We start from the raw sequence: 26,470 nt of genomic DNA, 5'->3' as shown, positions 1-26,470 counted from the left end.
AGCTATGAGTAGGTTTATATTTTATATTGTAAGGGGCATGCAAGGCTGCAATAAAACGTCAATATTAACTTTCTATTTCTTACTCATTAACAGAAGTTTGATCGGAATTTATATTCATAAATTGCTAGGGATCTCTGGATTAAATCTATCTTAAATAGGTTGCCAGTCCAACATCTCGCCCAGAGTTGCATAGCTTTCAGGAGATGTTCAGTCGAAATCAGTCAGAAGGTGGTGAACGAGATCATTCCGTTCTGCCACCCTGCATTTCAACCGCGCCATGGTTGTGACCGCTCTGTAAGCCAGAGGCTTCCTATAACACCTAAGCACTCCAGCTATGACTCAATGTCTCCGCCTGTTTTAAGCACAGTTGCACCGCCTCATCCGCCCCATCCGGTGGGTATTTCCATTTGCGCAGTGCGCGGCGCACCAGGTTGCGCAGTTTGGCGCGCACGCTGTCGCGCACCTGCCAGTCCACGGTGGTGGATTTGCGCAGCTGCTGGGTGACGTATTTGGCGAGTTCGCGAAGATTGTTATCGCCCAGTTCTTTTACCGCCGACTGGTTTTGGATTAAGGCGCGGTAGAAGGCGATTTCGTCGGTATTGAGGCCGGAGTTTTCCGCCATCTGTGCATCGTCGGCCATGTCCTTGGCCATCTGGATCAGTTCTTCAATCACCTGAGCGGTTTCAATGGCGCGATTGTGGTATTTGCGCAGGGCTTCCATAATGCGGTCGGAGTATTTTTTCTCTGACACCACATCGGTTTTCATGCGCGCTTTTACTTCGTCGCGCAGTAGCCGTTCGAGCAGCTCAACGGCCAGGTTTTTTTCTTTCAGATTGGCGACGTCTTCCATAAATTCAGGAGACAGCAAGCCGATATTCGGGCGGTCCAGGCCCACCATGCTGAAGATATCATCCACACCGTCGGTGACAATGGCGTTGTCGATAATCTGCTTGAGTGCGGAGTTCTTTTCCTCATCGGTGCGGCGCTTGTCGATGGCGGTGAACTTGGTGATGGCGTTTTTCACCGCGCCCCAGAAGGCGATCTCTTTCTTGTAGGGCGCGGCGTCCTCCAGGGTGCTGCACAGGGTGTAGGCCTTGCTGAGCGCAGCCATCACATCGAGAAAGCGCCGTTTACCATCCAGCTCGCCGCTGCCGGGGTTTTTCAGGCTGAGGATATGGTTCATGGCGCCTGGCAACAGTTGCAGGGCCTGGGTCTCGTACTGGCTGTAATCAAAGCCGTGCATCATATCGTGCAGTACGCCGAGCTTTTCCAGCAGAATGGCGTAGGCTTCATGGGCGTCGTGGGTGGGTTTGCCCTTACCGTTAGAACCGGTATAGGTCTTAAGTGCCTGCTTTAACTCGTTGGCAATGCCGATGTAGTCCACCACCAAGCCGCCGGGCTTGTCTTTAAACACCCGGTTAACCCGCGCAATAGCCTGCATCAGGTTGTGGCCCTTCATGGGCTTGTCGATATACATGGTGTGGCAAATGGGGGCATCGAAGCCGGTGAGCCACATATCCCGCACGATCACCAGCTGTAACGGATCGTTCACATCCTTAAAGCGCTTTTCAAACGCTTTCTTGGTTTCTTTGTTGTAGATATGCGGCTGCAACTTGGCTTTGTCCGATGCCGAACCGGTCATCACAATTTTGATCGCGCCCTTGTCGGTGTCTGGGTGGTGCCACTCCGGCTTGATAGCGACGATGGCATCGTAGAGGTCAACACAGATCTCGCGGCTCATAGCCACGATCATGGCCTTGCCGGGCATGGAGGCGGTGCGGCTGTCGAAATGCTGGATTAAATCTTTGGCCACCTGCTCCACCCGGGGCTGGCTGCCGACGAGTTTTTCCAGCGTGGCCCAGTGGGATTTGGTTTTCTCCCGCTCGGCCACATCTTCTTCGTCCTCAATAACCTCTTCAACATCCTCGTTCAGCGCCTCGATATCGGCCGCGTGGATATCCAGCTTGGCCAGGCGCGATTCATAGTAGATGGGCACCGTGGCGCCATCGTCTACCGCATCCTGAATATCGTAGATGGAGACATACTCACCAAATACCCTGCGTGTATCTTTATCGGCCGAGTCGACCGGGGTACCGGTAAAGCCGATAAACGAGGCCGCCGGCAAGGCATCGCGCATATGCTTGGAATAGCCGAAGGCGTAAGTGCCCTTTTGGGTGTTGAACCTGGCCTTGTCGCCATAATGGCTGCGGTGGGCCTCATCGCTGACCACGACGATATTGTGGCGGCGGCTCAACACCGGGTGGCTGGTTTCCTCGCCGAGTAGGGCAAATTTTTGCACCGTGGTAAACACGATACCGCCGGACTGGCGCGCGGCGACTATCTGGCGCAGCTCGTCTCTGTCGCCGGCCTGTACCGGGGTCTGTTTGAGGGCATCGGCGGCCATACAGAAGGTGTTATACAGCTGGCCATCCAGATCATTGCGGTCGGTGACAACTACGATAGTGGGATTATTCATGGCGGGCTGTGCCAGCAACTTGCTGGCGTAACACACCATGGAGATGGACTTGCCGGAGCCCTGGGTGTGCCAAACCACCCCGGCCTTGCCGGAACCGGGTTCTACTTTATCGGCATAATTCGCTCGGGGTTCGGTCACCGCGCTGGATTGCTCGGCGGCAACCACGGTCGCTTTCACCGCTTGGCGCACCGCGTGGAACTGGTGATAACCGGCGATCTTTTTAACGATTTGATCGCCGTCCTGCTCAAACAGAACAAAGTGGCGGATATAGTCCAACAACAGTTCGGGCTTAAAGAAGCCTTTTACCAGGGTTTCTAAGAAATACTCAAAGTGCGGTTTGTCGTGCTCGTTATTGACCACCCGCCAGGGCAAAAAGCGCTCTTTGCTGGCGGTGAGGGAGCCGACGCGGGCATTGAGGCCATCGCTGATGACCAGCGCCTGGTTAAAAATAAACAGGTCGGGGATTTCTTCTTTGTAGGTTTGCAGCTGCTGGTAGGCTGACCAGATATCAGCGCTGTTGTCGGCGGGGTTTTTCAGCTCAATCACCGCCAGCGGCAAGCCATTGATAAATACGATAATGTCCGGGCGGCGACTTCCCTTGGTGCCGGTGATGGTGTATTGGTTGACGACCAAAAATTCGTTGCGCTTGGTATTGGCGAAGTCCACCAGCTTTACATAGTCGGTTACTACTTCGCCGTTGTTATCCTTAAACTCGACCTTGACCCCTTCCTGCAACCACTGGTGAAACTGTTTATTGTTTTTGATCAGGATGGGTGTTTCGGGTGTGGCGATCTGCTGGGTGACTCGCTCAAGGGTGGATAGCGGCACCTGGGGGTTGATAACTTCCAGGCTGCTTAGCAGGCGCTTGTGCAGGATAATCTGGCGGTAGTCGCTGCGCTCCGGGGTATCGCCGTCGGGGGCGATATCGTAGCCGCAGGTATAGTTGTAGCCTAGAGTGTTAAACCATTCTAGGCAGAGTTGTTCTAGTTGGTCTTCCGTGATCATATTTTTATATTTCCATCGACTAAATCAAGTAGCAGTGCCTCGATGGCCTCATCATGATCGGAGCTTTCATACCATATAGGAAAGATATTTGCTGCAACGAGCTGTTCTCTTCTAGCAATCCTGTCCTCACTTTCATGTAAATTTACAATAGCATAATGTTGCGGTAAATTTTCATGGCCAAATTCTTCTACATAATCAGCCATTAACTTTAATGTCCGATCAGAGGATAAACTACATCCCATGAATAACATTGTCTTGGCAAAAAAAGTATGAGATACAAGTGTTCTCAACACTGCTTTTTCTGAATAGGCAGCCTCATATTCAGCAAAGGTAAGAACTCTATCTCTTTGTCTATTAGCATGACCATGTAACTTCAACAAAAATGGTTTGCCTGTAGCCGCTAACCGAGGAAACTCTGAAGCCGAGTTCCCCAACATTATCTCTTCAAACTTTAATCCCTGATCTGCATATGTCCTTTCCAATAAAGAATCAAAGTTTGTTGTTATTACTCCAGAATTAAATATTTTTGGCAAATAATTAACGGGGCCTTTAATCTCTCTTTTTCGACTAAATGTAATTTTAAGATGTTCATTAAATGAAGCTGCACCCATATCATCAAATAACAATTGTGCAGCTTCTTCATATTTGCCGGTAGCCATTAGTTTATTTAGCTGGCTTAAGTCTACCCTGGTTTCAGAGCAAACCTTCCTAAGATAATCCTTCCAGCCAGGATAGTTGCTCGATATGGACATTCCAGCACCAATAAAGGGAATCACAACTCCCTCCTGAAATGTCTCTTTTAAACTTTCATATCTGTCTCGATTGTCATATTTTTCTAAAATTTCATCAGCTATTTGCAGGTAGTTTTGCTTCCGTTCGTCGAACCATTCGTTAAGAATTTGATCATATACATTTTCATCGATAAGACCTAACATTTCATCTGGAGACCAATGCATCTCTCGTATATGTATTCGTCCTTCATCAATGTATGTGTTTGACTCAGTCTGTAGTTCGATATTAAATTGTTCCTTCAAATACTCCATGTCAAACGGCAACCCTGTCGAGCATTAGTTCATCACTTAATAATTTTGGTAGCAAATTGTCTCTAATATCCTCAAGAGAGTTTGTTTCTGATGTCAGCGTTCTAATTGTTGAAAATATTGGTGAAGTAAGTTCGTTGAACGCATTTAATGTCTCACTGTTTGGGACTAGAATAGGCATGCTTTTTATCATTTTAGAATTTACAGCCGTTGCTATTGATGAGGTGCTCCCCAGCCCTTGGAAATCAAAGTTTTTTAGATAAAGATACAAATAATTTGTAGACACCGTGAATGGCTCGTCTAGTTTAAAATGAGCAATAGCTTCATTTGATAGCATTTCTCCATCTGTTATTGATACCCTGCCAACAGTCATTTTAAAACTAAGCAAGCAAGTGTTATCAGGAATGCGCCGTACCTTAAATTTCTCTACCGCTTCTGGTGTTAGAAATTCATTTGTTTTCTGGATATATACTCCAGACTCTCCCATATCCTTAATCGATACCCATTTTATGTCATCGTTGCACTTAGAAAACCACTGGCTTTCTTTTCTAGGTGGCGTTTTTCCAATTGCAACATTCGCGACATTCAAAGCATCTTTATATACCCAATCTTCTGGAATCTCACCCAACTCCGAATCCATCAGCGTATCCGGAAACAAAGCAGCGGTGGTTTTAAGTTGGGTTTGCTGCGCTTCGCTTAGGGTATCGCAGGCTTGGCCCCCGTTAAGGGCGGCGATGGCGGCTTGTTCGGGGTTGCCTTGGGCGATGATGGCGGCCTGAGCGCTGGTCCAGCGTGGGTCTTGCTGGATTTTGCTTAGAATCTCGCTGTCGCTTTGGCCTTGCTGGCGCAGCTGAGCGGCCTGATTCGCGGCGATTTTGGCGTGGGTGGGTTCGAAATCGACAAACCAGCTTTTAAACAATGTTTGGGCGATCTGTTCCAGCGTTTGGTTGGTTTGGCGGTTGACTGTTGCTTTGTCATCCAACGCCTTTAATACTCTGGCTATATGTTTTTGAGTATCAATTGGCGGCAACTGAATTACGAGCCGGCTAATCATATCGTTATTTAAGCTTGCACGTGTCGACATCGTAGAGAACGCCAACATCCCTGTCCTAAAACTAGAACTACGTAAGCAATAGCCCATGAATTCAGGGTGCACTTCGTATTGAGAGTCTACTTTAGGTCTTAGTCTCTTTGTAAAACCATTGAAAGTTGCCTCTGGGTAGTCTTTGAGAGCGACGCTACTCATTCCCAGTTCATGCATTGTTTCACTGGTTCTTGTTAAGAATACATCTCCCCGTTTAATAGACCCTTTTGCTCGCTCTTTTTCGGAGGACTCAACTAACTGCTCTAGTTCATCAGGTAAGAAATAATTTCCAAATACTTCCTTAAAACTAAGAAACGGATAGCCTGAGCCAAAGGAGCCTGCTGGCTTTGATAAGCCAGAACTAATGTCGTAGATATCAGTTAACGCTACATCTTGCCAATCAGACATCGAAACCCAACCCCGCCAAATTCTTTTTAATCTCCGCTTCTAAACGATCCGATTCTGCAAACTGCGTTTTTAACTGGCCGGTTAAACGGGCCATTTTCTCGGCAAAGGGTTCGCCATCGTCTTCTTCCGCAGCGGCGCCCACATAGCGGCCCGGAGTCAGTACAAAATCGTGCTTTTGCAGCTCTTCCAACTTGGCGGCTTTAACAAAGCCCGGTACGTCTTCGTAGTTTTCGCCGGTCTGCCAGTTGTGGTAGGTCTCGGTAACTTGGTTTAAATCTTCCTGGGTAAAATCCCGCAGTACCCGGTCTTTCATATAACCCAGGTTGCGGGCGTCGATAAACAGTACTTCGCCTTGGCGATCGCGCAGCTTTCGGCCGGCAACGGAGGTGCGCGCCCCTTTGTTTTTGCTCAGGAACCAGATACAGGCGGGGATCTGGGTATTGGTAAACAGCTGGCCGGGCAGGGCCACCATACACTCCACCAGGTCGGCCTCAATCAGGCGCTTGCGGATTTCCCCTTCGTTATTGGTGTTGGAACTCATGGAGCCGTTGGCCAACAGCAAGCCCATACTGCCGTTGGGGGCCAGGTGGTAGAGCATATGTTGCAGCCAGGCGAAGTTGGCATTGCCAGACGGCGGCCTGCCGTATTGCCAGCGCTTGTCATCGTCGGCCACGCCGGTATCCCACTCCTTCATATTGAACGGCGGGTTGGCCATAACGAAGTCGGCGCGCAGGTCCGGGTGCTGGTCGTTGATGTAGGTGTTGGCCGGCTCTTTACCAAAGTTAAAGTCGATACCGCGAATGGCCATATTCATCGCGGCCAACTGCCAGGTGGTGTGGTTGTATTCCTGGCCGTAAATGGAGACTTCGCCAATCTTGCCACGATGCTCGGTAATAAAGTGCTCGGACTGCACAAAGAAGCCGCCGGAGCCCATGGCCGGGTCGTACACGCGGCCCCTGAAGGGTTCGAGCATTTGCACGATCAGGCTAACGATAGACTTGGGCGTATAGAACTGGCCACCCTTCTTGCCCTCGGCCAAGGCGAACTGGCCGAGCATATATTCGTAGACGTGGCCGAGGATATCTTTGCTGTTGAGGCTGGCGTGGTTGAACGGCACCGTGGCGATCAGGTCGATCAGCTCACCCAGTTTGGACTGGTCGATTTGCAGCTGGGTGTAGCGCTTGTTGAGCACCCCTTTAAGCTTGGGGTTGTCGGCTTCGATGGCTTCCAGGGCGTTATCGATCAGGTGGCCGACGGAACTGATTTTGAGGGTTTTGTCCTCGCCGCGCTCGTCCTGGAAGCTGAGTTCGGCACCGCCGATTACGGCCTTGTTGTTGTCTTGCAGAAACTGCCAGCGGGCCTGCTGCGGCACCCAGAAGGTATTGGTTTCCAGGTAGTAGTCGCGCACTTCCAGTTCGATATCGATTTCTGCTGCGTAGTCTTCACTGTCGGCACCGCCAAAGTCCTCGGGGTCGAGGAAGTAGTCGTGGTCGGCATCGGTGAGCTGCTGCCTGAGTTCATCGCGGCGGATATCGAAGGCATCGGAGACATATTTGAGGAAGATCAGGCCCAGTACGGTGTGCTTGTATTGGGCGGCATCCAGGGTGGAGCGCAGCTTGTCGGCGGCATTCCAGAGTTTTTTCTCGAGGTCGTTGAGAAACTGTTGTTCTTCGCTGTTGGTCATGGAGTTACGACTATTGGTTAAATCTTGTGGTTGTTCGATGTGTTCTTCAGTGCTTGCATCGGCTGATGGGGCAGGTTTAGACCGATATTAATCATCTTCACTAAAGTAATCGGAGTCTATGGCTTGTAGGGTCAGGGTTTCTTTGACACTAGTGCCGAGTCCATAGGTGATCATTAGGTCGGCGAGTTTGTCGCCGTCGATCAGGATAATTTTCTTTTCAATCATGCCCACAAATGCTTGAGCTTCCTGGCTAAAGCGGCTGGTGGTTATGAATACCCCTTTCTTTGCGCGGCACATATCCAGTGCGCCGCAGAATTTTTGTATCTCTGGGCGGCCAATGGTGTTTTCGGTGTAGCGCTTGGCTTGCAGGTAGATACTGTCTAGTCCCAGCGGATCTTGCTTAATAATGCCATCAATACCGCCATCGGCGCTGTATTGGGTGGCAAGGCCCGCGTCTTCGGCGGTACCGCCGTAGCCCATAGCGAGCATCAGGTCGACGACTAAACGCTCAAAGAACTGCGGGCTGCACTGCTTGATATGGGTAAGCAATTGGTCTGCCAGGGTGTCTTTGAGCTCGGCGTGGGCGCTGCGTAGCCGTTCTTCTGGGGTTAGGTCGTTGTCGGTGGTGGTTGCCTGGGATCTATCAGCGGTTTCACGGGAGCCGCGGGTGAATTCTACAAACTCTGGGTATTGGCGCAGGTAGGCGTTGCTAATGGCATTGGGGCAGTCGACCAATGCTTGCCGGCCACGGTCGGTAATTTTGTAGCTACCGCGTACGGGGATTTCGATAAGCCCTGCTTTGCCTAGATAAGTGCGGGCCCAGCCGAGGCGGTTGCGGAAATAGGTTTGGCGGCCGCTGGGGAGATGCCTTTGGATTTCTTCCTGGGTTAGCTCAAAGAATGTACTTAGGCGCTCATGCAGGTCGACCATTTGGTGGGCACGGCCATCTTCTATGGCTGCTAAGAGCGGGCGGAAGAGTTGTTGATAACTTGGAATAGGCATTTTGGTTTTGTGACGCCGTTTTAAGCGATAGAAAATACCATAAATCTTTGGGGAAGGTTGGGGTAATTGGAGGTGCGGATTGCGTGAAATTACCGGGCGTTGTGGCCGTGGCTTGGTACTTCTGAGCGATGGGAAAGGATGGGGCCATTACTGCAACGACCACTTAGCTAGAGTGAGGGCCTGCGTAAGCTTTGTGTTACTGGTGGAGCCCACTTGATGAATGAGGGTGCAAACGGCTTTCAATTTATGGTGCCAACGAAGCAAGAAATAATGATGCTTGCATAAGAAATTGCCGAGTCTAAGCGGACAATACTTTTCTCGTGGCCAAATATTTTGGATGTTTGAGTGGAGAAAGTTGAGCGATATTCAATATTTTGGGGTGGAGCATTGAAGGAGCAGTATTGTTCCCCGGTATTAGCAAAATTGCCAGCTCATACTGTTATTTTTGTATTGAGATAAATAATCCAAGACTTTTATTTTTCTTAATCTTTTTAAATTTTCTTTAGTTTTGGTTGGTGCAACAGGGGCCGTTTTGGTGTCCTTCTCTATCTTTTTTTCAGGCACTTATAATCAGTTAAGTCTTTAAGGTTTTTAACTCATTCTGGAGTGAATTTTCTAATACTTATAATTAAGCCTGTTGACCAAGTGTTGAATTGTAAGTTGTACGTTTTTTCGATTTGCTTTCCGTACGGAGGTGATTCCATAGCTTTTCCTGGTTACGGTTAATTGTATTCTTATACAAAAAATAAAGTGATAAACATACTTAGATGGTACGTACGTTTTGTATGAGTGATTAGCCTATCAATTATTGTAGGTACGCTTGGATGAGACCTGGTTCTCAAGGGCGGTCATAAAACTATTTTTAAAATTTCTTTATGGTTCTAGCTGCTCGTACTCCTGGATAAACTTGTAAGTCTTATCCCTGCAAGAAGCACTATGGGTTAATTGGATAAAAAGGAGAGTATGCGTGTATCCGCGTCGCCATGATCACAATATAAAGGAGCAGAAATATAATGCTATCCGGGAAATTGTATTTGAAGAAATTCGAAATGATTTTGGTGTTAATGCAAAAGGAGTGACATTGCGAGATTGCCAGTTTGCAAATAACTGGGAGAACCTTCAAGGCAAAGGATATAGAAAAGATAGGGGTGGTTGGGATTGGGTTGAGCTGTTTAAATCTTATCAGAATAAGCCAAATCGGTTCGAAATTGCTCTTACTTCAGCTGGGACATTGGGGGCGCTGGCATATGGCCAAACTTCTAGAGCCGGCTCAAAAGTACGTTTGGATTTTATAGAGTCAACACCGGTAAGGCCTAGTCCTTTGGGGATGAGATCTCTTCCGGTAATCTCTGCTGCTGCGACCCTGTTCGCTGATATCGTCGGTGCAGATGAAATATGGGTAATTGAGCCTTTTGCCCATTTAGAAGAGACCTATCAGTCAGTAGGTTTTGGTCCTCGCACCTACTACCATCAAAAGGTGCCAGGGCAAATGAAAAAGAGAAGGTTGTTATGAAGCATGATCCAACAACAAAAGAAGGGCGAGAAGAGATAAAAAGATCTCTTAAAAAACTACGCCCTGAGATAGAAGAGCTGAAAGAGCTTGCAAAAAAAGATGTCGATAATGAGCCGAGAGGCAAGCTTACAAACCCTAGTGAGATACATGTAAAAAGGATTTTAAAGCGAAATGAAGATAGATGAGATTAGAGATATTCAGTCACAATTAAAAAGTAGAAAATCCGTGCTGAAGGATAAAGTTAAGAAGGTGGAGCTTGGATTGAAGTTGATGAAAGATCAAAATCGCTTTGCTAGTGACAGCCGAAAGAAAAAATAGGCAGTAGCTGCTATTTGATGCCCCTTTGACAAACCCTCTAGCTGATGGGGCGGGGGGCTTGGTGGAATTGAACCAGGCGCTGCCGGGAACTTTAATGCTTTGATCAAGCGTTAAAAAACCCGCGAAAGCGAGTGCTTGCGCGGGTTTAAAAATGGTGCCCGGAGGCGGAATCGAACCACCGACACGGGGATTTTCAATCCCCTGCTCTACCGACTGAGCTATCCGGGCTTTGCGATCTTGCTGGGCTTCCCCTGCGTCGCGAGGCGCGTATTAAAGCCTTATCGCGGGCCTGAGTCAACCCCTTGATTGTAAAAAGTTTTTTTTCTTTTGGGGGGAGGCTTTGCGGGGCCCGTTTACTGCTGTTCCGGGGGTACGTAGCCGTCGGCTGCGTCGTACTCTTCACCGCTCAGGAACTTCATCATCTGCTCGCTCAGGTAGGCGCGGCTTGAGGGTTCCATCATGTTCAGGTGCTTTTCGTTAATCAGCATGGTCTGGTGCGACATCCACTCCTGCCAGGCTTTTTTGGAAACATGCTCGAAAATATCGACGCCTTTGGGGCCGGGGAAGGGCGGTGCGTCCAGGCCTTCCAATTCCTCTTGGTACTTGCGGCAGAATACGGTTCTGGACATGGACTCCTCCTGGTTCTAGTCGGCCGTAGTTGGGGCGAGCAGGGGTGCCTGCAGCGCCAATAGTTGTTTTGCCAGCTTTACGATCGGGGCGGGTAGCCCCAGTTCCTGGGCCGCGCGGGCGCGGTTTAGTTGCCGCAGTTTATACCAGCCGGCGCCGCTCTCCGCCACCTGGGTGGAGACTTTGTCGAGCTGTACCCACAGCGGGGTAATATCCAGGTGGAAGTGAGTAAAGGTGTGGCGCAGCAGCGGCAGCGTTTGTATTTCACTGGCGCGCCAACGCTGTTGTTTGAGCCAAGCCTTGGCATCTTCTGCTTGGGGAGGGCACCAGAGGCCGCCCCAGATGCCGCTGTCGGGGCGCTGCTCTAGATAAATTTCGCCCTGGTATTCCAGCAGTAACAGGGTGGCGCTGCGCACCGGTTTTTCCTTGCGCGGTTTTTTGCCGGGGTAATCCTGCGGATTGCCTTGGGCGTGGGCCACACAGGATTTCTTTAACGGGCACTCTTCACAGCGGGGTTTGCTGCGGGTGCACAGGGTGGCACCCAGATCCATCATCACCTGGGTGTAATCGTTAACGCGTTTGTCCGGGGTGTAGGTCTCGGCCAGCTCCCACAATTGATTGGCCACGGCACTCTGCCCCGGCCAGCCTTCCACGGCGTGGAAGCGCGCCAGTACCCGTTTTACGTTGCCATCCAGAATCGGTGCTCTGAGTCCCATGCTGATACTGGCGATGGCGCCTGCGGTAGAGCGGCCAATGCCGCTCAGTTCGGTGAGCGCCTCTACATCCTGTGGAAATTCCCCACCGTGTTCCTGCAACACCGTCTGCGCACATTTGTGCAGATTGCGCGCACGGGCGTAATAACCGAGGCCGCTCCAGTGAGCCAGCACCTTATCAAGCGGTGCGGTGGCGAGGCTCTCCAGGGTGGGAAAGCTCTGCATAAAGCGCTCGAAGTAGGGGATCACCGCGCTGACCTGGGTCTGTTGCAGCATGATCTCGGAAACCCACACGCGATAGGGATTGATACTCTGCTGCCAGGGCAGGTCCTTGCGCCCGTGTTTGTCGAACCATTTAAGAACGGCGTTTTGGAACTGCTTTGGGGTCATGGAGATACTGCGGGCTGATGTTTGTGATGGAAACCTTGGGCTGTGCGCGGGCTAACCTTGGTGCACTTTGCTTTGAGCCTTAGCGGCTGAAGAGATTTTTCATGGTTTCTTTCCATTCGTCGACCTTTTCTTCTACCCAATCGCCATATTTTTTCTTGGTGTTGTATTGAAGCTCTTTTTTGCACTGGGTCTTCAAGGCGACTTATGTCGGGTGTTGCCGTATCTATGTTTTCAACGTCAGCCTTGCGGTTCCGTGGTAGCGGGTCGATGCGCCAGCGGGTTACAAAGAGAGGGATACCGCCTGTGTGGCCAATGGAGGGGTAAACGCGCTATCAGATCAGCATTGATCAGTTGGAATTTGAGCGGTGGAGATTACTATCTGCCCGAAGCAGAAATTGTCTCTGCTAGACCCCCCGCCGGCTGCGAATAGCCTGGGGGAGCTTCCACTCGCGTTGCGGACACTGGGTGGACCGCTCTGGTGAACATTCGGTGAGGGCAGGCTTTGCTGCCCATCTTATCTAGCTCAGGCTGAGCAGCACCGTGACGATCTTCGCTTAGCGATTAGACCTGAATACCCTCTTCCGGCACATAGAAATAGCCGACAAAGTGATAATTTGTGGCAGCCATACCATAGTTATGGTTTGCCGTCTCCAGCTGCTTGGGCAGAATCACAAAACCGGGCCCGTAGTTTTTCACTCCGTGAGCGCCTGGTTTGTGCGTCCAGTAGCCGGTTTCCGGGTCCCGTCGGTACCAGTGGTGATCGGTTGTGGACTTATACAGGGCAACACAGTAATAACCCTTGGTGAAAGGCGGGGGATTGTTTGCTGGGGCGTTGGCTACATAGGCCATCCCATCGCGTTTGGCGCCCTCAATCAGGCGGTCATTATCCAAGCCCGCGACATAGCCGGAGTTGGAGCCAGGGTCTGGCTTGCCCTTGTGGGGCTTCTCGCAGTTTGCGGCCCAGGCATAGCAGTTCACGTGGTGGTTACCCCAGGCCTCCTCTGCAGGTGTGTTTTTCGCAGCGCTAGTAACCAGCTTGGTGATCACCTGTTTGGATTTATTGTCTTGCGCTCGTTGCATTAATGGCATTTGTTATTCCCTTTATATGGCCGATCAAGCTTGTACTGATCTTGGAAAAAGAAAGTGCAAGTAATAAGGAAATTGTCGCGCAATGGGAAAAAATATAAATAAAAGTAAAAGATGGCCGGGGTGATGTAGAAGCACCTGATGACAGCTCCCGGCACTGGCTAGGGGCCGCGTTAAGTAGATCGCACTAACCCCGTCCTTTAATGGTTTATTCACACTCTATGCGCTTCGCGGTCATTGGTTGCTGCAATTTAGCGCGGTATTTTTGTCGTGGCTTTGGCGCTTTGGAGAGGATTCGGAGATGGAATAGCGTGCAATATTGGGGGCGGGGTTACGCACCGGGCGAAACCCGGTGCGGCTTACATTAACGGCCGAAAAGATTTTTAAGTTTTTCTTTTAGTTCGTCGACTTTTTCTTCCACCTTATCGCCATATTTTTTCTTGGCTTTGTATTTCAGCTCTTCGCGCACCAAGTCGTCGAGGCGGCGGCTGTCGGGTTTACAGGTTGTTGGGCCCACATCGTCGAAGTCGCCTTTGCAGCGCAGTGGCAGCGGGCGATTGCGCCAGCGTTTGTTCTTTACGGTGCAGCCATCGGCGGAGGTGCTCTCACCCACTAGAGCGAGGCCGAGGGCGAAGTCGAAATCCTGTTTCTTCAGGTCCACCTCGCCATCGCCGGTCATGGCGATATTCTCGATGCCGGCGAGAATTTCGGTCACTTTTACTTCGTCCCCTTTCACCGCGATTGTGGCGCGCACATCCTGCAGATCGGTCTGGGCGGGCCAGTTTCTCTCCGGCAGTGGAGTATTCTCGGCGTAGCTGAACAGCTGGCACATGCTCTTCTCCAGGTTGAACGGCGCTATGGACAGCTCTTTACTGGACACATTGACGGCGGCGCGCAGGTTCTGCTGCAGATCTGTGGAGGTCTTGCCCTTGGTCTGCCCGTCCCAGTTGACACTGGCTTCGCCGGCCACCTGCACTTTTTCATTGGGGAACAGCGCCTTCTGGACCTTGCCGATATCCACACCGACAAGGCCGCCGCGCACCTGTCCCTCTGCGGTCTGGGCGCGGGCATTGAACTGGCCGTTGCTATTGAGCTGGCCGCCGTAGAGGTCGGCGCTGAGTTTTTGCAGCTGGTAGAGACCGTTATCCACGGTGAGCAGAATTTCGGGGCTGTCCAGCTGTAGGCCGGCGGCCTGTAATTGGTCCAAGGCCAGGTTGATATTGGCGTTAAAGCCGCGCAGATCACTCAGAGGTAGGGGCTCGGCGGATACCTGTTGGGTACCGGCTTTGGTGGTGGCTTTCTTTTCTGTCTGTTGGGCACTCAGGGTCTCTGCGGAAGTTGGGGTCTGGGTAGACTCCACACTCTGTGCGGTGGCTTCAGTAGAGGGCGCCTTGGTAGTTGACTCCCCACTGGTTTTTTCGTCCTGCTTACCACCTTTTTCATCGGCGGGTGGCAAGTAGTTGTCCAGATTGAAAGCGCCACCGCGCAGACTCAGATCTAACCCCGGCATTTCCGCATTGCGCAGCTGGGCGTTGCCGTTAAAGGTGGTGCCGTCGAGTTGCAGTTGTAGGGGGGTCAGGTTGATCTTTTGTTCGGTGCCTTCGATGCTGGCTTCGATACTCAGCTTTTGCAGTGCGGCGCTATCGCGGGTCACTATTTCACTGCCGGTCAGCTCCAGCCAGGGGCGCAGGGGATCGGCGCTGGCGTTTAGATTCATCTGCACGCGCCAGGGCTGGTTGCCGTTGTCGCGGCGCACATAGCCGCGCAGGTGCATCGTGGCTTTGGCGTTGTTGTCGGAGGTGAGCACCAGCTGCAGAGGTTGCAGGCGCAGGCCGTTGAGGCCTTCATCCAGGGCCAGGGTGCTATCCATTTTGAGTTTGAGCGGGTAACGTAAGTCGCTGCCTGTCACGCTGGCATTGGCGTTGAGTCGCCCAGGCTCGCCGCCGGGCACCAGGTTGTCGGCGATTATGCTCAGGTTTTCAACCTTGTAGGCCTTGCCGCTGCGGGCATCACTGTAAGAGAGCAGGCCTTTTTCAATACGCAGTTTATCCAGGCTGAGCTCAACCTGTTGCGCGGCGGGCTCTTGTGTTTCCTTGGGAATCTCCAGCTTGGGTGGCTGTTTTTTCTTTGCCTCCAGAGCCTCACTGATCAGCTCCCAATTACCTCGCCCCTCTTTGTCCACGGAGAGTTCGATCTGCGGTGCCACCAGCACGATTTCCTCGGCTTCCACGCGGCGCTGCAGCAGTGGCTTGAGGGCCACACCCACGGCGATTTTGTCGGCGCGCACCAGGGTCTCTTTCGGCAGCTGCAATGGCGCCATGGTGACATCATCTAATTGCAGCCCCAATTTGGGCCACAGCTGCCAACCGATATCGCCCTGGAGTTGCAGGGAGATTCCCTGTTTGGCGGCGAGTTTTTCCAGTTGCGGCTTGTATTGATTGATGTCGAGGCCAGCCAGCAGCCAGGCGACAGCGCCGGCGAGTAGCAGGAAAACGACCAATAGAGCGATAAATGTGCGCTTGATCCAGGCCATGGAGTGGATTGTCCCTGTGTTTTTTTAGAAGGTACGTCGAGCGTGTATTAATACTTCAGACGCCGCGGTGGGGGTTGATGTTCCCACAGGTGTTCACCGAGAGCCTATCCGGGAAGTGTAGGAGATGCAGCCCCGCGGAGCTGGGTGCGCCGCGGGGCCATTGAAGCAGTTGTGGCTTAGAAAATAAACCGCACGCCGGCTTCGATACTGCGGCCTGGTGCCGGGGCATAGTCGCGCAGCAGAGAGGTGGAATTGCGGATTTCTTCGTCGAGCAGGTTGCGGGCGCTGGCAAAGAGCACCGCGTCGCTGCCGCCGATATTGAGGTTGTACTCGGCGCTCAGATCCATGCGAGTGTAGCCATCGGTGGGCTCCTCATAGGCACCGGCGCGGTCCTGGTCCGCCGCCTGTACCGTGCGCCACTCCCAGCCCCACTGATCGTACTCGGCCCCCAGGGCCAGGCCCATACGCAGCGGCGGCATACGTGGTACATCGGAGCTTTCGCCGGCGATGGCATCATCGAAGCTGGCGCGCACCATATCGCCAAACAAGGTGACATAGTGGCCTCCCTGTAAGGGGAAGGTCACCGAGGCCTCTGCACCGTAGAAAGTTGCATCGCGGTTGGCATAGGCATAGACCGGTAATTCCTCTTCCTCACCGCCGGTGTTTTGCGCGTAGATATAGTCACCGATCTGGTTGTAGAACACACTGGCCTCAATACGCGCAGCGTGCCAGCCGTTGGCGGCTTCGTTGTGGTGGTGATAACCCAGTTCCAGGTTAACGCCGTTCTCTTTATCCAGCTGGTTGTTGCCCAAGAGGTAGCGGGATTCTGCCAGGTGCGCTCCGTCGGCAAACAGCTCCTCGGCCACGGGCGCGCGCTCGGAGTGGGTAGCGCCGAAACTGATATGCTGGTGCTCGGCGAGGAAGTACTGCAGCGTCGCGCTGGCGCCGATCAGGTTGTAATCGCGGTCGCTGGCGGTTTCCGGATCTATATCCACTCGCTCCAGGCGGGCGCCCAGATCCAGGTGCCAGTTACCCCACTCGCGCTCTTTCATGGTGAAAAAGCCAGCGCTGCGGGTGCGTGAGGGCTGGATAAAGGCGTGGCCACCCACTGCGGCAAAGTCTTTGTCGGTCAATTGCAGGCCGTAGGCCCCGCGCCAGCCGTTGCCGGCATCGTGGGTTATTTCAACCCGGCTCTCCCAGGCCTCGTTGGTGAAGCGGGTGCCCGGATTACCGGCATCCAGCTCCACATGCTCATAATCGTTGTAGCCGATGCGCAGGCTCAGTTTGTCCCAGTAATCGCCGTCGAAGCGGTGCTCACCTTTCAGGTCATAGCGGGTTTGCACCAGGTCGATACGTACCGCATCGATCTCACCGGCCTCGGCGTGCTCCTCGTGTTCATCATGGTCGTGATCATCGTGGTCTTCACCCGCATGGTCCTCATCGTCATGGTGATGCTCATGGGTGCCCAGGGGGATGCCGTAATTGTTTTCCAGTCGGTTTACGGAGAAACCGATAAAGCCGCTGTCGGTGACCCAGGAAACGCCACCGCTATAGCTGTGGGCGCGGGCATTGGTGTTGCCCACGAAGCCATCGGTGTTGAATGCCTCTTCGTGTTCGCCTTCTTCTCCTGCGTGCTCTTCATGATCATGGTGTTCTTCATGTTCACCGTGCTCAACGATAGCGAGACCCGGGATTTCGGTATTGTCATTTTCCCGGTAGACACCGTCCACATACCAAGCCAGCTGCCCGGCGCCACCGGTGAAGCGAAATACCGAGGCATCCTGATTGTCGGCGCTGTTGTGGCGCAGCTCTACCGCGCCTTCCACTTTCTCGGGCACGGCGGTGGGAATACGTCCGTCGGTAATATTCACCACACCGCCCACGGCGCCGCTGCCGTAACGCAGGGCGGCGGGGCCGCGCAGTATTTCAATGCGCTCGGCCAGTAGGGGTTCGATGCTGGCGGCATGATCGGCGCTGGTATTGGAGGCGTCAGACACATCCAGGTTGTCACTGAGTATTTTGACCCGGTTGGCGCTTTGGCCGCGGATAACCGGCAGGCCCACGCCGCTGCCGAAGGAGGCATTGGCGACGCCGGGCTGGTCTTGCAAAGTCTGGCCCAGGGTTGCGGCTGCTGATTTGCGCAGTGCGTCGCCGGAGAGAATAGAAACTGGTGCTGCCACAGCATCTGCGGGTTTATCCAGCGGCGATACGGTAACGTTGACCTCTTCCAAGGGCGAGTTGTATTCAGCGGCGTAAATAGTGGGCGCAGCCAGGCTGGCAATAGCCAGGGCCAGAGTATTGAACTTGATCATTTGTTTTTTTATGTCCTGTCACAGGCGGATGCTGCCGTACGCGCACAGGCGCGGGCATCCACAAAAATAAATTGTTGGTTTTTTTAGGGTTAGCTGAGAGACAGGGACAGGGGAGGGGCGCGTGCGCTCTGGCGCTCCGGCTGGCGATCGCGCGCTGCTAGCGCAGAGGGCCGGTTGCAGTGACTTTGGGGCTCAGCCTGAACGAGCAGTGGCTCGCTGCCGAGTGCTGCGGGTGAATGCATGCAGCACAGGTCACACAGTTCCACTTGGCTGTTACCAAGATGGAAGTGCTCCGCCCACAGCGGCTGAGCTGCTACTAATGCAAGTAGCAGGAACAGGCTGGCCCAGTAATGGGATTTTCGGCGCTTTAAGGTAACCATACCGCGCATGATAGGTACTTACGGTTACGAATCAAGTTTCATCTGACACTAGCGAACCACAGAGGGCATCATTCATCTTATAATCTGCGCCCTCTGTCTTATTGCTCATAAAAGGAACGCTTTCGATGCGCAAGGCTAGCGTCACCCGCGACACACTGGAAACCAAGATTCAAGTCAACGTCAATCTGGACGGCCAGGGGCACGGCCAGTTTGCTACCGGCGTTCCTTTTCTCGAGCATATGCTCGATCAAATTGCCCGTCACGGCATGATCGACATGGATATTCATTGTGATGGGGATACCCATATCGACGACCACCATACGGTGGAAGATATCGGTATTACCCTCGGCAAGGCCATTACTCAGGCTCTGGGGGACAAGAAGGGGATGACCCGTTACGGCCACAGTTATGTCCCCCTGGATGAAGCTCTCTCCCGCGTGGTGATCGATTTTTCCGGCCGCCCCGGTCTGGTGATGGATGTGCCTTTTACCCAGAAACGCATCGGTAATTTTGATACCGAGTTGTTCTATGAATTCTTCCAGGGCTTCGTCAACCACGCATTGGTAACAGTACATATCGATTGCCTGCGCGGCCACAACGCCCACCATCAGGTAGAGACGGTATTCAAGGCCTTCGGCCGCGCCCTGCGCATGGCGCTCACCTTGGACCCGCGCATGGCTGGCACCATGCCCTCTACCAAGGGGGTGTTGTGATGGGCAAGATCGCGGTCCTCGATTACGGCATGGGCAACCTGCACTCGGTTGCCAGTGCTCTGGATAAGGTGGCGCCGGAAGCCGAAGTGGTACTGGCGCAAACCCCGCAGCAGGCCCAGGGGGCGGAGCGTTTGTTGGTACCGGGGGTGGGCGCTATTCGTGACTGTATGGCGGGATTTGTTGACGCGGGCTTTGCGCCGTTGCTCAAAGACGCTATCGCCGCGGGTACACCGGTATTGGGTATCTGCGTGGGTATGCAAATCATGATGCGCCACAGCGAGGAGAATAACGGTATCGATTGCCTGGATATCTTCCCGCAGCCGGTTAAATTTTTTGCCAGCGACCTTTTAACGGTGAAGGGTAGCGAACGATTGAAAGTACCGCATATGGGTTGGAATAAGGTGCAGCAAGTTCGCGAACACCCTCTTTGGGAAGGTATTGAAAATGGCAGCCGTTTTTATTTTGTACACAGCTATTATGTTCCGGCAATAAACAATGATGAGATAGCGGGTAAGACTCAATATGGCCTCCCATTAGCTGCCGCAATGGGTAGAGGAAATGTCTTTGTTACCCAGTTTCATCCGGAGAAGAGCGCGGATACTGGCTTGAGATTGTTGAAGAATTTTGTCAACTGGAATGGCCGGGCCTGAGTTGCCACTATCTATCTTGAAATATTGAGTTAACTGCTGACGGAAACAGAGAAGCATGATTGTAATACCCGCTATTGATATGAAAGATGGCAAGTGTGTGCGTCTACGCCAGGGGGAAATGGATGATGTCACCGTATTCTCCGAGGACCCATTGGCCCAGGTTGAGGAGTGGGTTCAACAGGGAATCAAACGTTTGCATCTGGTGGATCTTAATGGTGCCTTTGCCGGCAAGCCGGTGAATGATGAAATCATCACTGGAATTGCTAAGCACTTCCCTGACTTGCCGGTCCAGATTGGAGGAGGGATTCGTGACCTGCACACGATTGAGAAATATCTGGAGGCTGGAGTTAACTGGGTAATTATTGGTACCGCTGCAGTGAAGTCTCCTGAGTTGGTACAGCAGGCCTGCAAAGAATTTGAGGGACACGTTATTGTGGGGCTGGATGCAAAAGATGGGCTGGTAGCTACTGAGGGTTGGGCAGAAGTGTCTGAGCTAAGAGCCACGGAATTGGCTAAACGCTTTGCTGACTGTGGGGTGAGCTCAATTATCTATACGGATATTGCCCGCGATGGCATGATGCAGGGGGTCAATTTAGAGGCCACTTTGGAAATGACCCAAGCGACTCACCTGCCGATAATTGCTTCCGGTGGTGTCAGCAGCATCGAAGATATCGAGAGATTGCTAGATACCGGAAAAATTTACGGGGCAATTACAGGGCGGGCAATTTACGAAGGGAAGTTGGATCTGCGCGAAGCGCAACAACTTTGTGATCAGCGGAATACATAATGGCGTTAGCACAGCGAATTATCCCCTGCCTCGATGTTGATGCCGGACGTGTAGTTAAAGGTGTGAATTTTGTCGATATCCGCGATGCTGGTGATCCGGTAGAAATTGCTCACCGCTACAACGAGGCGGGTGCCGATGAAATTACCTTTTTAGATATCACGGCGACCCACGAACAGCGCGATACCATTCTGCACACCGTGGAAAAGATGGCCAATGAGGTATTTATTCCACTCACCGTGGGCGGCGGGGTACGCTCCTTACAGGATATCCGCAACCTGTTAAATGCTGGCGCGGATAAGACCGCGATCAACTCTGCAGCGGTAAAAAAACCTGAGTTTGTACGCGAGGCTGCTGAACGATTCGGCAGCCAGTGCATCGTAGTGGCGATAGACGCCAAACAGGTGGGAGAGAACCGCTGGGATATATTCACCCATGGCGGGCGCCAGCCCACCGGCATAGACGCTGTGGCCTGGGCTCGGCAGATGGCGGAGCTGGGTGCTGGGGAAATACTGCTCACCAGTATGGACCGAGATGGCACCAAGAACGGTTTTGATTTGGCCCTGACCCGCGCGGTCAGCGAGGCGGTGCCAGTGCCGGTCATTGCCTCCGGTGGCGTCGGCAATCTCCAGCACCTGGCCGAAGGTGTTCTGCAGGGTGGCGCCGATGCGGTGCTGGCGGCCAGTATCTTCCACTTTGGAGAATACAGCATCGCCGAAGCCAAGGCGTTTATGCAGGAAGCGGGAATAGAGATGCGAGTTTAGCCTGTGGGCTGAGGAAGGCTGGATGTCACTGCTGGGGCGGATGCGCTGGCGGCGGGCTTGAGCCCGCCGCGCGCCAGTTACTACTGTTTATCTGCGCGGGCAAAGCGTTCGCGCAGACCCCGGTCCCTGTGAGCGTAGAGATTCAGCCCCTTAAGTACATTGAGTGCTTCGAAGATCTGGTTGTCGCGATCCATCCAGTTGTCGTGCTCTCCCTCTTCCCGTTCCCGCGCGCGGTCTTCCGAGGTGCGATCAGCCCCGCCGTTGCCATTGTTTAAATGGCCGGCCAGGTCCGCCTCGGTGGGGCGCTGCATATCTTTCAAACGGGTGATCTTGGCCCTTTCCACAACAATATCTGGCGTGATGCCCTGGGCCTGGATGGAGCGGCCATTAGGGGTGTAGTAGAGCGCGGTGGTGAGTTTGATGGCGCGTTCGCTATTGATAGGTATCACGGTCTGTACCGAGCCCTTGCCGAAGCTGTCGGTGCCCATCACCACGGCGCGGCGATGGTCCTGCAGGGCTCCGGCGACAATTTCTGCCGCCGAGGCGGAGCCGGCATTGATCAGCACTACCAGCGGGGCGCCTTCGGTGAGGTCGCCGGGTTCGGCGGAGTAACTCAGGTTGGCGGCCTCATTGCGGCCTTCGGTGTAGACCACCAGCCCTTCCTCAAGGAAGGCGTCGGCCACTTCCACCGAAGACTGCAGCACGCCGCCGGGGTTGTTGCGCAGATCGACAATCAGGCCTTTGAGCGCCCCTTTCTTTTGAAGTTTGATCAGCTCTTCCGCCACATCGGCGCCGGTATCCAACTGAAACTGGCTGATGCGCAGATAGCCGTAGCCTTCATCGAGCACCTTGCTGCGCACACTGCGCACGCGCACGGTGTCCCGCTTGAGGGTGACGTCGAAGGGCTGTTTGCGGCCCTTGCGGGCGATAGTCAGGGTGACGCTACTGCCTTTGGGGCCGCGCATCCATTCCACCGCCTCATCGAGGCCGACCCCCTTCATGGATTTGCCGGAGAGGCGCAGTATCACATCACCGGCTCTGAGACCCGCGCGCGAGGCGGGAGTGTCATCCATGGGGGTGATCACAGTGATATGGTCATCTTCAATGCCCACCTCAATCCCCAGGCCGGCAAATTCGCCGGTGGTGTTGGCCTGTAGATCGTCGAAAGAGCGGCGGTCCAGATAGGAGGAGTGGGGATCGAGTCCTTGCAGCATACCTTTGATGGCGTACTCCAATAAGGTGCGATCATCCACTTCTTCCACATAGCCCTGACGGATCTGTTCGAACACCTTGGCGAAGCTGCGCAGGTCTTCGAGGGGGAGGCGCCCGCTGTTCTCGGTGGCGAGATTGGGTTGTTGGCCACCTTCGCTGAGACCCATTAACGGCAGGGCTGTGAGGGCGGCGGCTCCGAGAAATGTGGTGAGCGCCTTGGAGATGAACATATTGTTGTGACCTCTGCCTTATTTCTTCGCTGCTTTGCGAAAGTGTAGACCGCAGAGATTGGCAGGGATTCTAATGCGCCGCCAAATTCTACTGTGCCACAGGCTTAGTCGTGAAAAGCCCAACTGCCTTACAACTCCCTTTTGCACTGGTACACAAGTCTGGCGTCAAGGGAAAAATGGGCGTATCGTCGCAGAAGAGAGCAGCAAAGTGTTAGCCACGGCACCAGCCGGTGGGATCGCGGGCCTGGCCGCGATGGCGTATTTCAAAATAAAGCCCACTGTGGGTGAGGCCGCCACTGTTGCCTACCCGAGCGATAGTGTCACCGTTCTCCACCCACTCACCGACATTGCGGCTGAGGGATTGGTTGTGTGCATAGAGGCTCATATAGCCATCGCCATGATCGACAATCACCAGCATGCCGTGGCCGCGCAGGTAATCGGAAAAGACGACGCGCCCGCGGTGGATTGCCTGCACGGGCTCCCCCTCGGCGGCGCGAATAATCACTCCCTTCCAGCTGATTCCATTGGCGCGGCGCTGTCCATAAGCATTGGCGCGGCGGCCCTTGACCGGCCACTGTAATTTACCCCGCTGCTTTGCGAAGGGTTTGTGCTGGTCCGGATTTACCAGGGTGGCGATCGCGCGCCCGACTTCATCGATCAGGGTCTGCAGACGTTTTCGGTCCCCTTGCAATTGCTTGAGTTCACCTCCGCCATTGGCGAGCCGCGCCGCGAGTTTTTCCAGGGTGCGCTTGCGTGTTTGTTGCGCGCTGCGCAATTTGTCCTGGCGCTCCTGCAGCTGTGCCCGTTCCGCCTGCAGGCTATTGCGCTCGCGCTCGATCGAGGCGGAAACCGTTTCCAGCGAGGCGAGGGTTTGCAGGTAGTTGTCGATAACGCGGCTGCGTTCTTGGAGGAAGTAATCGTGGTAGCGAAGTTGGCGGGCGATATTCTGTGGATTTTGTTGGTTGAGAAGGAGCTTGATCTGTTCTTGTCGGCCCAGTCGGTAAGCGGCGGCGATCTCCTGCTCGACCCGCCGCTGCATACTTCGTCGCGCATCTTGCAGCTGTTTCTGCTCTCGCTGCAGTTCGCGCAGCTTGTCCGTGCGGCTGCGCATATCCCGCTTGATCTGGTCTATGCGCTGGTACAGCCCGGAGATATCTTTCTCGTTCTCTTCCAGATCCTTGAGCAACTGGTCGCGCTGGCCGCGCACCTGGTTGAGCTCCTGTTGCAGGGAGTCGATGCGCTGCTTGATTTCCGCGAGGCGTGCCTGCTGGTCCGCTTCCGCCTGGCTCCAGGCGGGCAGTGACAGCAGGGCAATCAGGAAGAGTACGAGAGTTTTCATCAGTCCATTTTTACCAAACTGTGGCCGGTCATTTCCGCCGGCTGTGGCAGATCCATCAACGCTAACATGGTTGGCGCCACATCCGCCAGACTGCCTCCGTCACACATTTGCACATTGCGTTCGCCGATGTATACAAAAGGCACCGGCAGGGTGGAGTGCTGGGTACTGACCTGGCCGGAGTTAGTGTCGAACATCTCTTCCACATTGCCGTGATCGGCGGTGATCAGCACTTCGCCACCGGCGCTCAGGGCTGCATCCACGACACGCTCAACACATTGGTCCAGGGCTTCTACCGCTTTTACTGCCGCTTCAAAAACACCGGTGTGGCCGACCATATCACCGTTGGCATAGTTGCAAATAATGGTGTCGTACTCGCCGCTCTCAATCGCCGCGACCAGCTTGTCGGTTACTTCCGGCGCGTTCATTTCCGGCTGCAGGTCGTAGGTGGCTACGTCCGGAGACTTGATCAGCTCGCGGGTTTCGCCGTTGTAGGGCGCTTCGCGGCCGCCGCTGAAAAAGAAAGTCACGTGGGCGTATTTTTCGGTTTCGGCGATACGCAGCTGGGTCTTGCCCTGGGCAGACAGATATTCACCGAGGGAATTCACCAGGTTTTCTGGTGGGAAGGCGCAGCTGGCGTGGATGTCTGCGGCGTATTCAGTGGTCATGACAAAGTCTGCCAGCTTGGGCTGGGCCTTGCGCTCGAAGCCGCTGAAGTCCGCTTCGGTAAAGGCGCGGGTCAGTTGGCGTGCGCGATCTGGGCGGAAGTTCATAAAGATCAGAGCATCGCCATCTTTGATGGGAGCGGGCTCGCCGATCACTGTCGGCGCAACGAATTCATCATTTTCACCGCGCTCATAGGCGGCAGTTAATCCCGCCAGGGCGTCAGTGGCTTTGTGCTCTGCGGTACCCAGGGTGAGCATGTCGTAGACAGATTCGGTGCGCTCCCAGCGCTGGTCGCGATCCATGGCAAAGTAGCGGCCTGCCAAAGTGGCCATGTGGGCATTGCCGACGGTGTCGCACACCTGCATCAGGCGCGCGACGGAGGGCTCGGCGCTGCGCGGCGGCGTGTCGCGGCCATCGAGGAAGGCGTGTACGTAAATGGCGCGGGCTCCGCGCTGGGCCGCCAGGGTCACCATCGCGACGATATGGTCCTCGTGGCTGTGTACACCGCCCTCGGACAGCAGTCCCATAATATGTACCGCGCTGTTGTTGGCGATGGCCTTATCTACCGCAGTGGTGTAAGTGGTATTGCGGAAGAAGTCGCCGTCCTGAATGGCCTTATTGATACGGGTGAAATTTTGGTAAACCACACGGCCGGCTCCCAGGGTCATGTGTCCCACCTCGGAGTTACCCATCTGCCCTTCGGGCAGCCCCACCGCCATACCGGAGGTCTGGATCAGGGTCTTGGGGCGCGTCGCCCAGATGTTGTCCCATACTGGAGACTTCGCGGCGCGAATGGCGTTGTACTCGGCATTGTCGCTGTGGCCGAAGCCGTCCAGAATCAGCAGGACCAAGGGGCGTTTGTGCGGGGCTTGCGAAGCGGCCATAGCGACGGATTTCCTCTATCGGGTGGTTTGGATTGCGGACGCGGATTTTAACCCGTTCGGCCATCGTTTAACTACGTCGAATAGTGTTGGGTGAGTCCATTTGAGTCTATATCCATGCCGTTGGAGTATGATTTTGCTGGTTAGAAATTCGCCACAATCGTGTATACTCCCGCCAGCTTTGGCGCAGCTGCGCCGTAACGATAACCACGATGGATTTTGGGGGCGGAGTGGATTTTTTCGTTTTTTTAAGTGAGCAATGGCTGCTGGTCGGCCTGCTCGTGGCACTGCTCTATGCGCTGGTTCTGAGCGAGCGTTACAAGGCGGGCGTACCGGTTTCCCTGCACGAAGTGACCCGGCTGATCAACAGTGATGGGGCCAAGGTGTTGGATGTGCGCGATCGCAGCGAGTTTACCGCCGGGCATATTGTCGATGCACTGCATATCCCCCACGGGGAAGTGGCCGAGCGGTTCGCCGAGCTGGAACCCTTTAAAGATAAGGTGGTGATTGTCGCCGATAAAATGGGTCAGCACGCAGGTCCTGCGGGCCGCCTGCTTAAGCAGAAGGGCTTCCAGGTACGTCGCCTACAGGGCGGTATGAGCGAGTGGACTAATCAGAATCTGCCCCTGGTCAAAGGCAAGGGCTAGCTCAGTAGTTTTATAG

General features: G+C 53.8%; 22 protein-coding genes and 1 tRNA gene. 8 read left to right on the top strand and 15 right to left on the bottom strand.

Going from position 1 to position 26,470, the window contains the following annotated elements:
- Window positions 1-319: 319 nt before the first annotated feature.
- The 5 genes from MJO52_RS20415 to MJO52_RS20395 all read right to left on the bottom strand — a co-directional run bounded on the left by MJO52_RS20415 (window position 320) and on the right by MJO52_RS20395 (window position 8,699).
- On the bottom strand, window positions 320-3,481 hold the full coding sequence (locus tag MJO52_RS20415; RefSeq protein WP_252083786.1) for a type I restriction endonuclease subunit R: 3,162 nt from the start codon (window positions 3,479-3,481) through the stop codon (window positions 320-322).
- Window positions 3,478-4,524 (bottom strand): SIR2 family protein, encoded by a 1,047-nt coding sequence (locus MJO52_RS20410; protein ID WP_252083785.1) that lies wholly within the window; start codon window positions 4,522-4,524, stop codon window positions 3,478-3,480. The genes MJO52_RS20415 and MJO52_RS20410 overlap by 4 nt, the downstream gene beginning before the upstream one ends.
- A gap of 1 nt (window position 4,525) precedes the next feature.
- The gene (locus tag MJO52_RS20405) at window positions 4,526-6,013 is read right to left on the bottom strand and encodes a restriction endonuclease subunit S (RefSeq protein ID WP_252083784.1); all 1,488 of its coding nucleotides are present in this window, start codon (window positions 6,011-6,013) and stop codon (window positions 4,526-4,528) included.
- Window positions 6,006-7,697: a type I restriction-modification system subunit M gene (locus MJO52_RS20400; protein ID WP_252083783.1), complete on the bottom strand. Its 1,692-nt coding sequence runs from the start codon at window positions 7,695-7,697 to the stop codon at window positions 6,006-6,008. The genes MJO52_RS20405 and MJO52_RS20400 overlap by 8 nt, the downstream gene beginning before the upstream one ends.
- Window positions 7,698-7,784: 87 nt before the next feature.
- Complete coding sequence (locus tag MJO52_RS20395) at window positions 7,785-8,699, bottom strand: restriction endonuclease (RefSeq protein ID WP_252083782.1); 915 nt, start codon at window positions 8,697-8,699, stop codon at window positions 7,785-7,787.
- 967 nt (window positions 8,700-9,666) lie between these two features.
- Between MJO52_RS20395 and MJO52_RS20390 the strand changes: the two genes are divergently transcribed.
- Genes MJO52_RS20390 through MJO52_RS20380 form a run of 3 tightly spaced genes read left to right on the top strand, consistent with a single transcriptional unit; the run spans window position 9,667 to window position 10,530 of the window.
- A complete protein-coding gene (locus MJO52_RS20390) occupies window positions 9,667-10,212 on the top strand; it encodes a hypothetical protein (RefSeq protein WP_252083781.1) in 546 nt (181 codons plus the stop codon).
- Window positions 10,209-10,397, top strand: a complete 189-nt coding sequence (locus MJO52_RS20385; protein ID WP_252083780.1) for a hypothetical protein — start codon at window positions 10,209-10,211, stop codon at window positions 10,395-10,397. Before MJO52_RS20390 ends, MJO52_RS20385 begins: the two co-directional genes overlap by 4 nt.
- The gene (locus tag MJO52_RS20380; protein WP_252083779.1) at window positions 10,384-10,530 is read left to right on the top strand and encodes a hypothetical protein; all 147 of its coding nucleotides are present in this window, start codon (window positions 10,384-10,386) and stop codon (window positions 10,528-10,530) included. The genes MJO52_RS20385 and MJO52_RS20380 overlap by 14 nt, the downstream gene beginning before the upstream one ends.
- Before the next feature lie 152 nt (window positions 10,531-10,682).
- Here MJO52_RS20380 and MJO52_RS20375 read toward each other — a convergent pair.
- The 7 genes from MJO52_RS20375 to MJO52_RS20345 form a co-directional block, all read right to left on the bottom strand.
- Window positions 10,683-10,758: transfer RNA gene (locus MJO52_RS20375), tRNA-Phe, on the bottom strand.
- A 125-nt stretch (window positions 10,759-10,883) separates the two neighbouring features.
- A complete protein-coding gene (locus tag MJO52_RS20370) occupies window positions 10,884-11,159 on the bottom strand; it encodes an oxidative damage protection protein (RefSeq protein ID WP_152455703.1) in 276 nt (91 codons plus the stop codon).
- Window positions 11,160-11,174: 15 nt separating this feature from the next.
- Window positions 11,175-12,260: an A/G-specific adenine glycosylase gene (gene mutY / locus MJO52_RS20365; RefSeq protein WP_252083778.1), complete on the bottom strand. Its 1,086-nt coding sequence runs from the start codon at window positions 12,258-12,260 to the stop codon at window positions 11,175-11,177.
- A 561-nt stretch (window positions 12,261-12,821) separates the two neighbouring features.
- Entirely contained in the window at window positions 12,822-13,349 is a 528-nt protein-coding gene (locus MJO52_RS20360; protein WP_252083777.1) for a hypothetical protein, read from the bottom strand.
- 361 nt (window positions 13,350-13,710) lie between these two features.
- Window positions 13,711-15,879: an AsmA family protein gene (locus MJO52_RS20355; RefSeq protein ID WP_252083776.1), complete on the bottom strand. Its 2,169-nt coding sequence runs from the start codon at window positions 15,877-15,879 to the stop codon at window positions 13,711-13,713.
- Window positions 15,880-16,055: 176 nt separating this feature from the next.
- Window positions 16,056-18,191 (bottom strand): TonB-dependent receptor, encoded by a 2,136-nt coding sequence (locus tag MJO52_RS20350; protein ID WP_252083775.1) that lies wholly within the window; start codon window positions 18,189-18,191, stop codon window positions 16,056-16,058.
- A gap of 89 nt (window positions 18,192-18,280) precedes the next feature.
- Entirely contained in the window at window positions 18,281-18,580 is a 300-nt protein-coding gene (locus MJO52_RS20345) for a hypothetical protein (RefSeq protein WP_252083774.1), read from the bottom strand.
- A gap of 116 nt (window positions 18,581-18,696) precedes the next feature.
- Here MJO52_RS20345 and hisB point away from each other — a divergent pair, with 116 nt between their 5' ends.
- From hisB to hisF, 4 genes are read left to right on the top strand one after another with little or no spacing between them, the layout of a single operon-like run.
- The gene (gene hisB / locus MJO52_RS20340) at window positions 18,697-19,284 is read left to right on the top strand and encodes an imidazoleglycerol-phosphate dehydratase HisB (RefSeq protein WP_252083773.1); all 588 of its coding nucleotides are present in this window, start codon (window positions 18,697-18,699) and stop codon (window positions 19,282-19,284) included.
- Window positions 19,284-19,934, top strand: a complete 651-nt coding sequence (hisH, locus tag MJO52_RS20335) for an imidazole glycerol phosphate synthase subunit HisH (RefSeq protein ID WP_252083772.1) — start codon at window positions 19,284-19,286, stop codon at window positions 19,932-19,934. The genes hisB and hisH overlap by 1 nt, the downstream gene beginning before the upstream one ends.
- 55 nt (window positions 19,935-19,989) lie before the next feature.
- The gene (hisA, locus tag MJO52_RS20330) at window positions 19,990-20,721 is read left to right on the top strand and encodes a 1-(5-phosphoribosyl)-5-[(5-phosphoribosylamino)methylideneamino]imidazole-4-carboxamide isomerase (protein WP_252083771.1); all 732 of its coding nucleotides are present in this window, start codon (window positions 19,990-19,992) and stop codon (window positions 20,719-20,721) included.
- On the top strand, window positions 20,721-21,482 hold the full coding sequence (hisF, locus tag MJO52_RS20325) for an imidazole glycerol phosphate synthase subunit HisF (RefSeq protein ID WP_252083770.1): 762 nt from the start codon (window positions 20,721-20,723) through the stop codon (window positions 21,480-21,482). The genes hisA and hisF overlap by 1 nt, the downstream gene beginning before the upstream one ends.
- Window positions 21,483-21,562: 80 nt before the next feature.
- On the opposite strand, the gene MJO52_RS20320 is transcribed toward hisF, so the two are convergent.
- The 3 genes from MJO52_RS20320 to gpmI all read right to left on the bottom strand — a co-directional run bounded on the left by MJO52_RS20320 (window position 21,563) and on the right by gpmI (window position 25,810).
- The gene (locus MJO52_RS20320; RefSeq protein ID WP_286036996.1) at window positions 21,563-22,924 is read right to left on the bottom strand and encodes a S41 family peptidase; all 1,362 of its coding nucleotides are present in this window, start codon (window positions 22,922-22,924) and stop codon (window positions 21,563-21,565) included.
- A gap of 211 nt (window positions 22,925-23,135) precedes the next feature.
- Window positions 23,136-24,263 (bottom strand): murein hydrolase activator EnvC family protein, encoded by a 1,128-nt coding sequence (locus MJO52_RS20315; protein WP_252083769.1) that lies wholly within the window; start codon window positions 24,261-24,263, stop codon window positions 23,136-23,138.
- The gene (gene gpmI / locus MJO52_RS20310) at window positions 24,263-25,810 is read right to left on the bottom strand and encodes a 2,3-bisphosphoglycerate-independent phosphoglycerate mutase (RefSeq protein WP_252083768.1); all 1,548 of its coding nucleotides are present in this window, start codon (window positions 25,808-25,810) and stop codon (window positions 24,263-24,265) included. The genes MJO52_RS20315 and gpmI overlap by 1 nt, the downstream gene beginning before the upstream one ends.
- A gap of 227 nt (window positions 25,811-26,037) precedes the next feature.
- Here gpmI and MJO52_RS20305 point away from each other — a divergent pair, with 227 nt between their 5' ends.
- The gene (locus MJO52_RS20305; protein ID WP_252083767.1) at window positions 26,038-26,454 is read left to right on the top strand and encodes a rhodanese-like domain-containing protein; all 417 of its coding nucleotides are present in this window, start codon (window positions 26,038-26,040) and stop codon (window positions 26,452-26,454) included.
- Window positions 26,455-26,470: the final 16 nt, after the last annotated feature.

The organism is Microbulbifer variabilis (assembly GCF_023716485.1).
In the GTDB taxonomy this organism is placed as follows: Bacteria; Pseudomonadota; Gammaproteobacteria; order Pseudomonadales; family Cellvibrionaceae; genus Microbulbifer; species Microbulbifer variabilis_B.
This window is presented reverse-complemented; position numbering and strand designations above follow the sequence as displayed.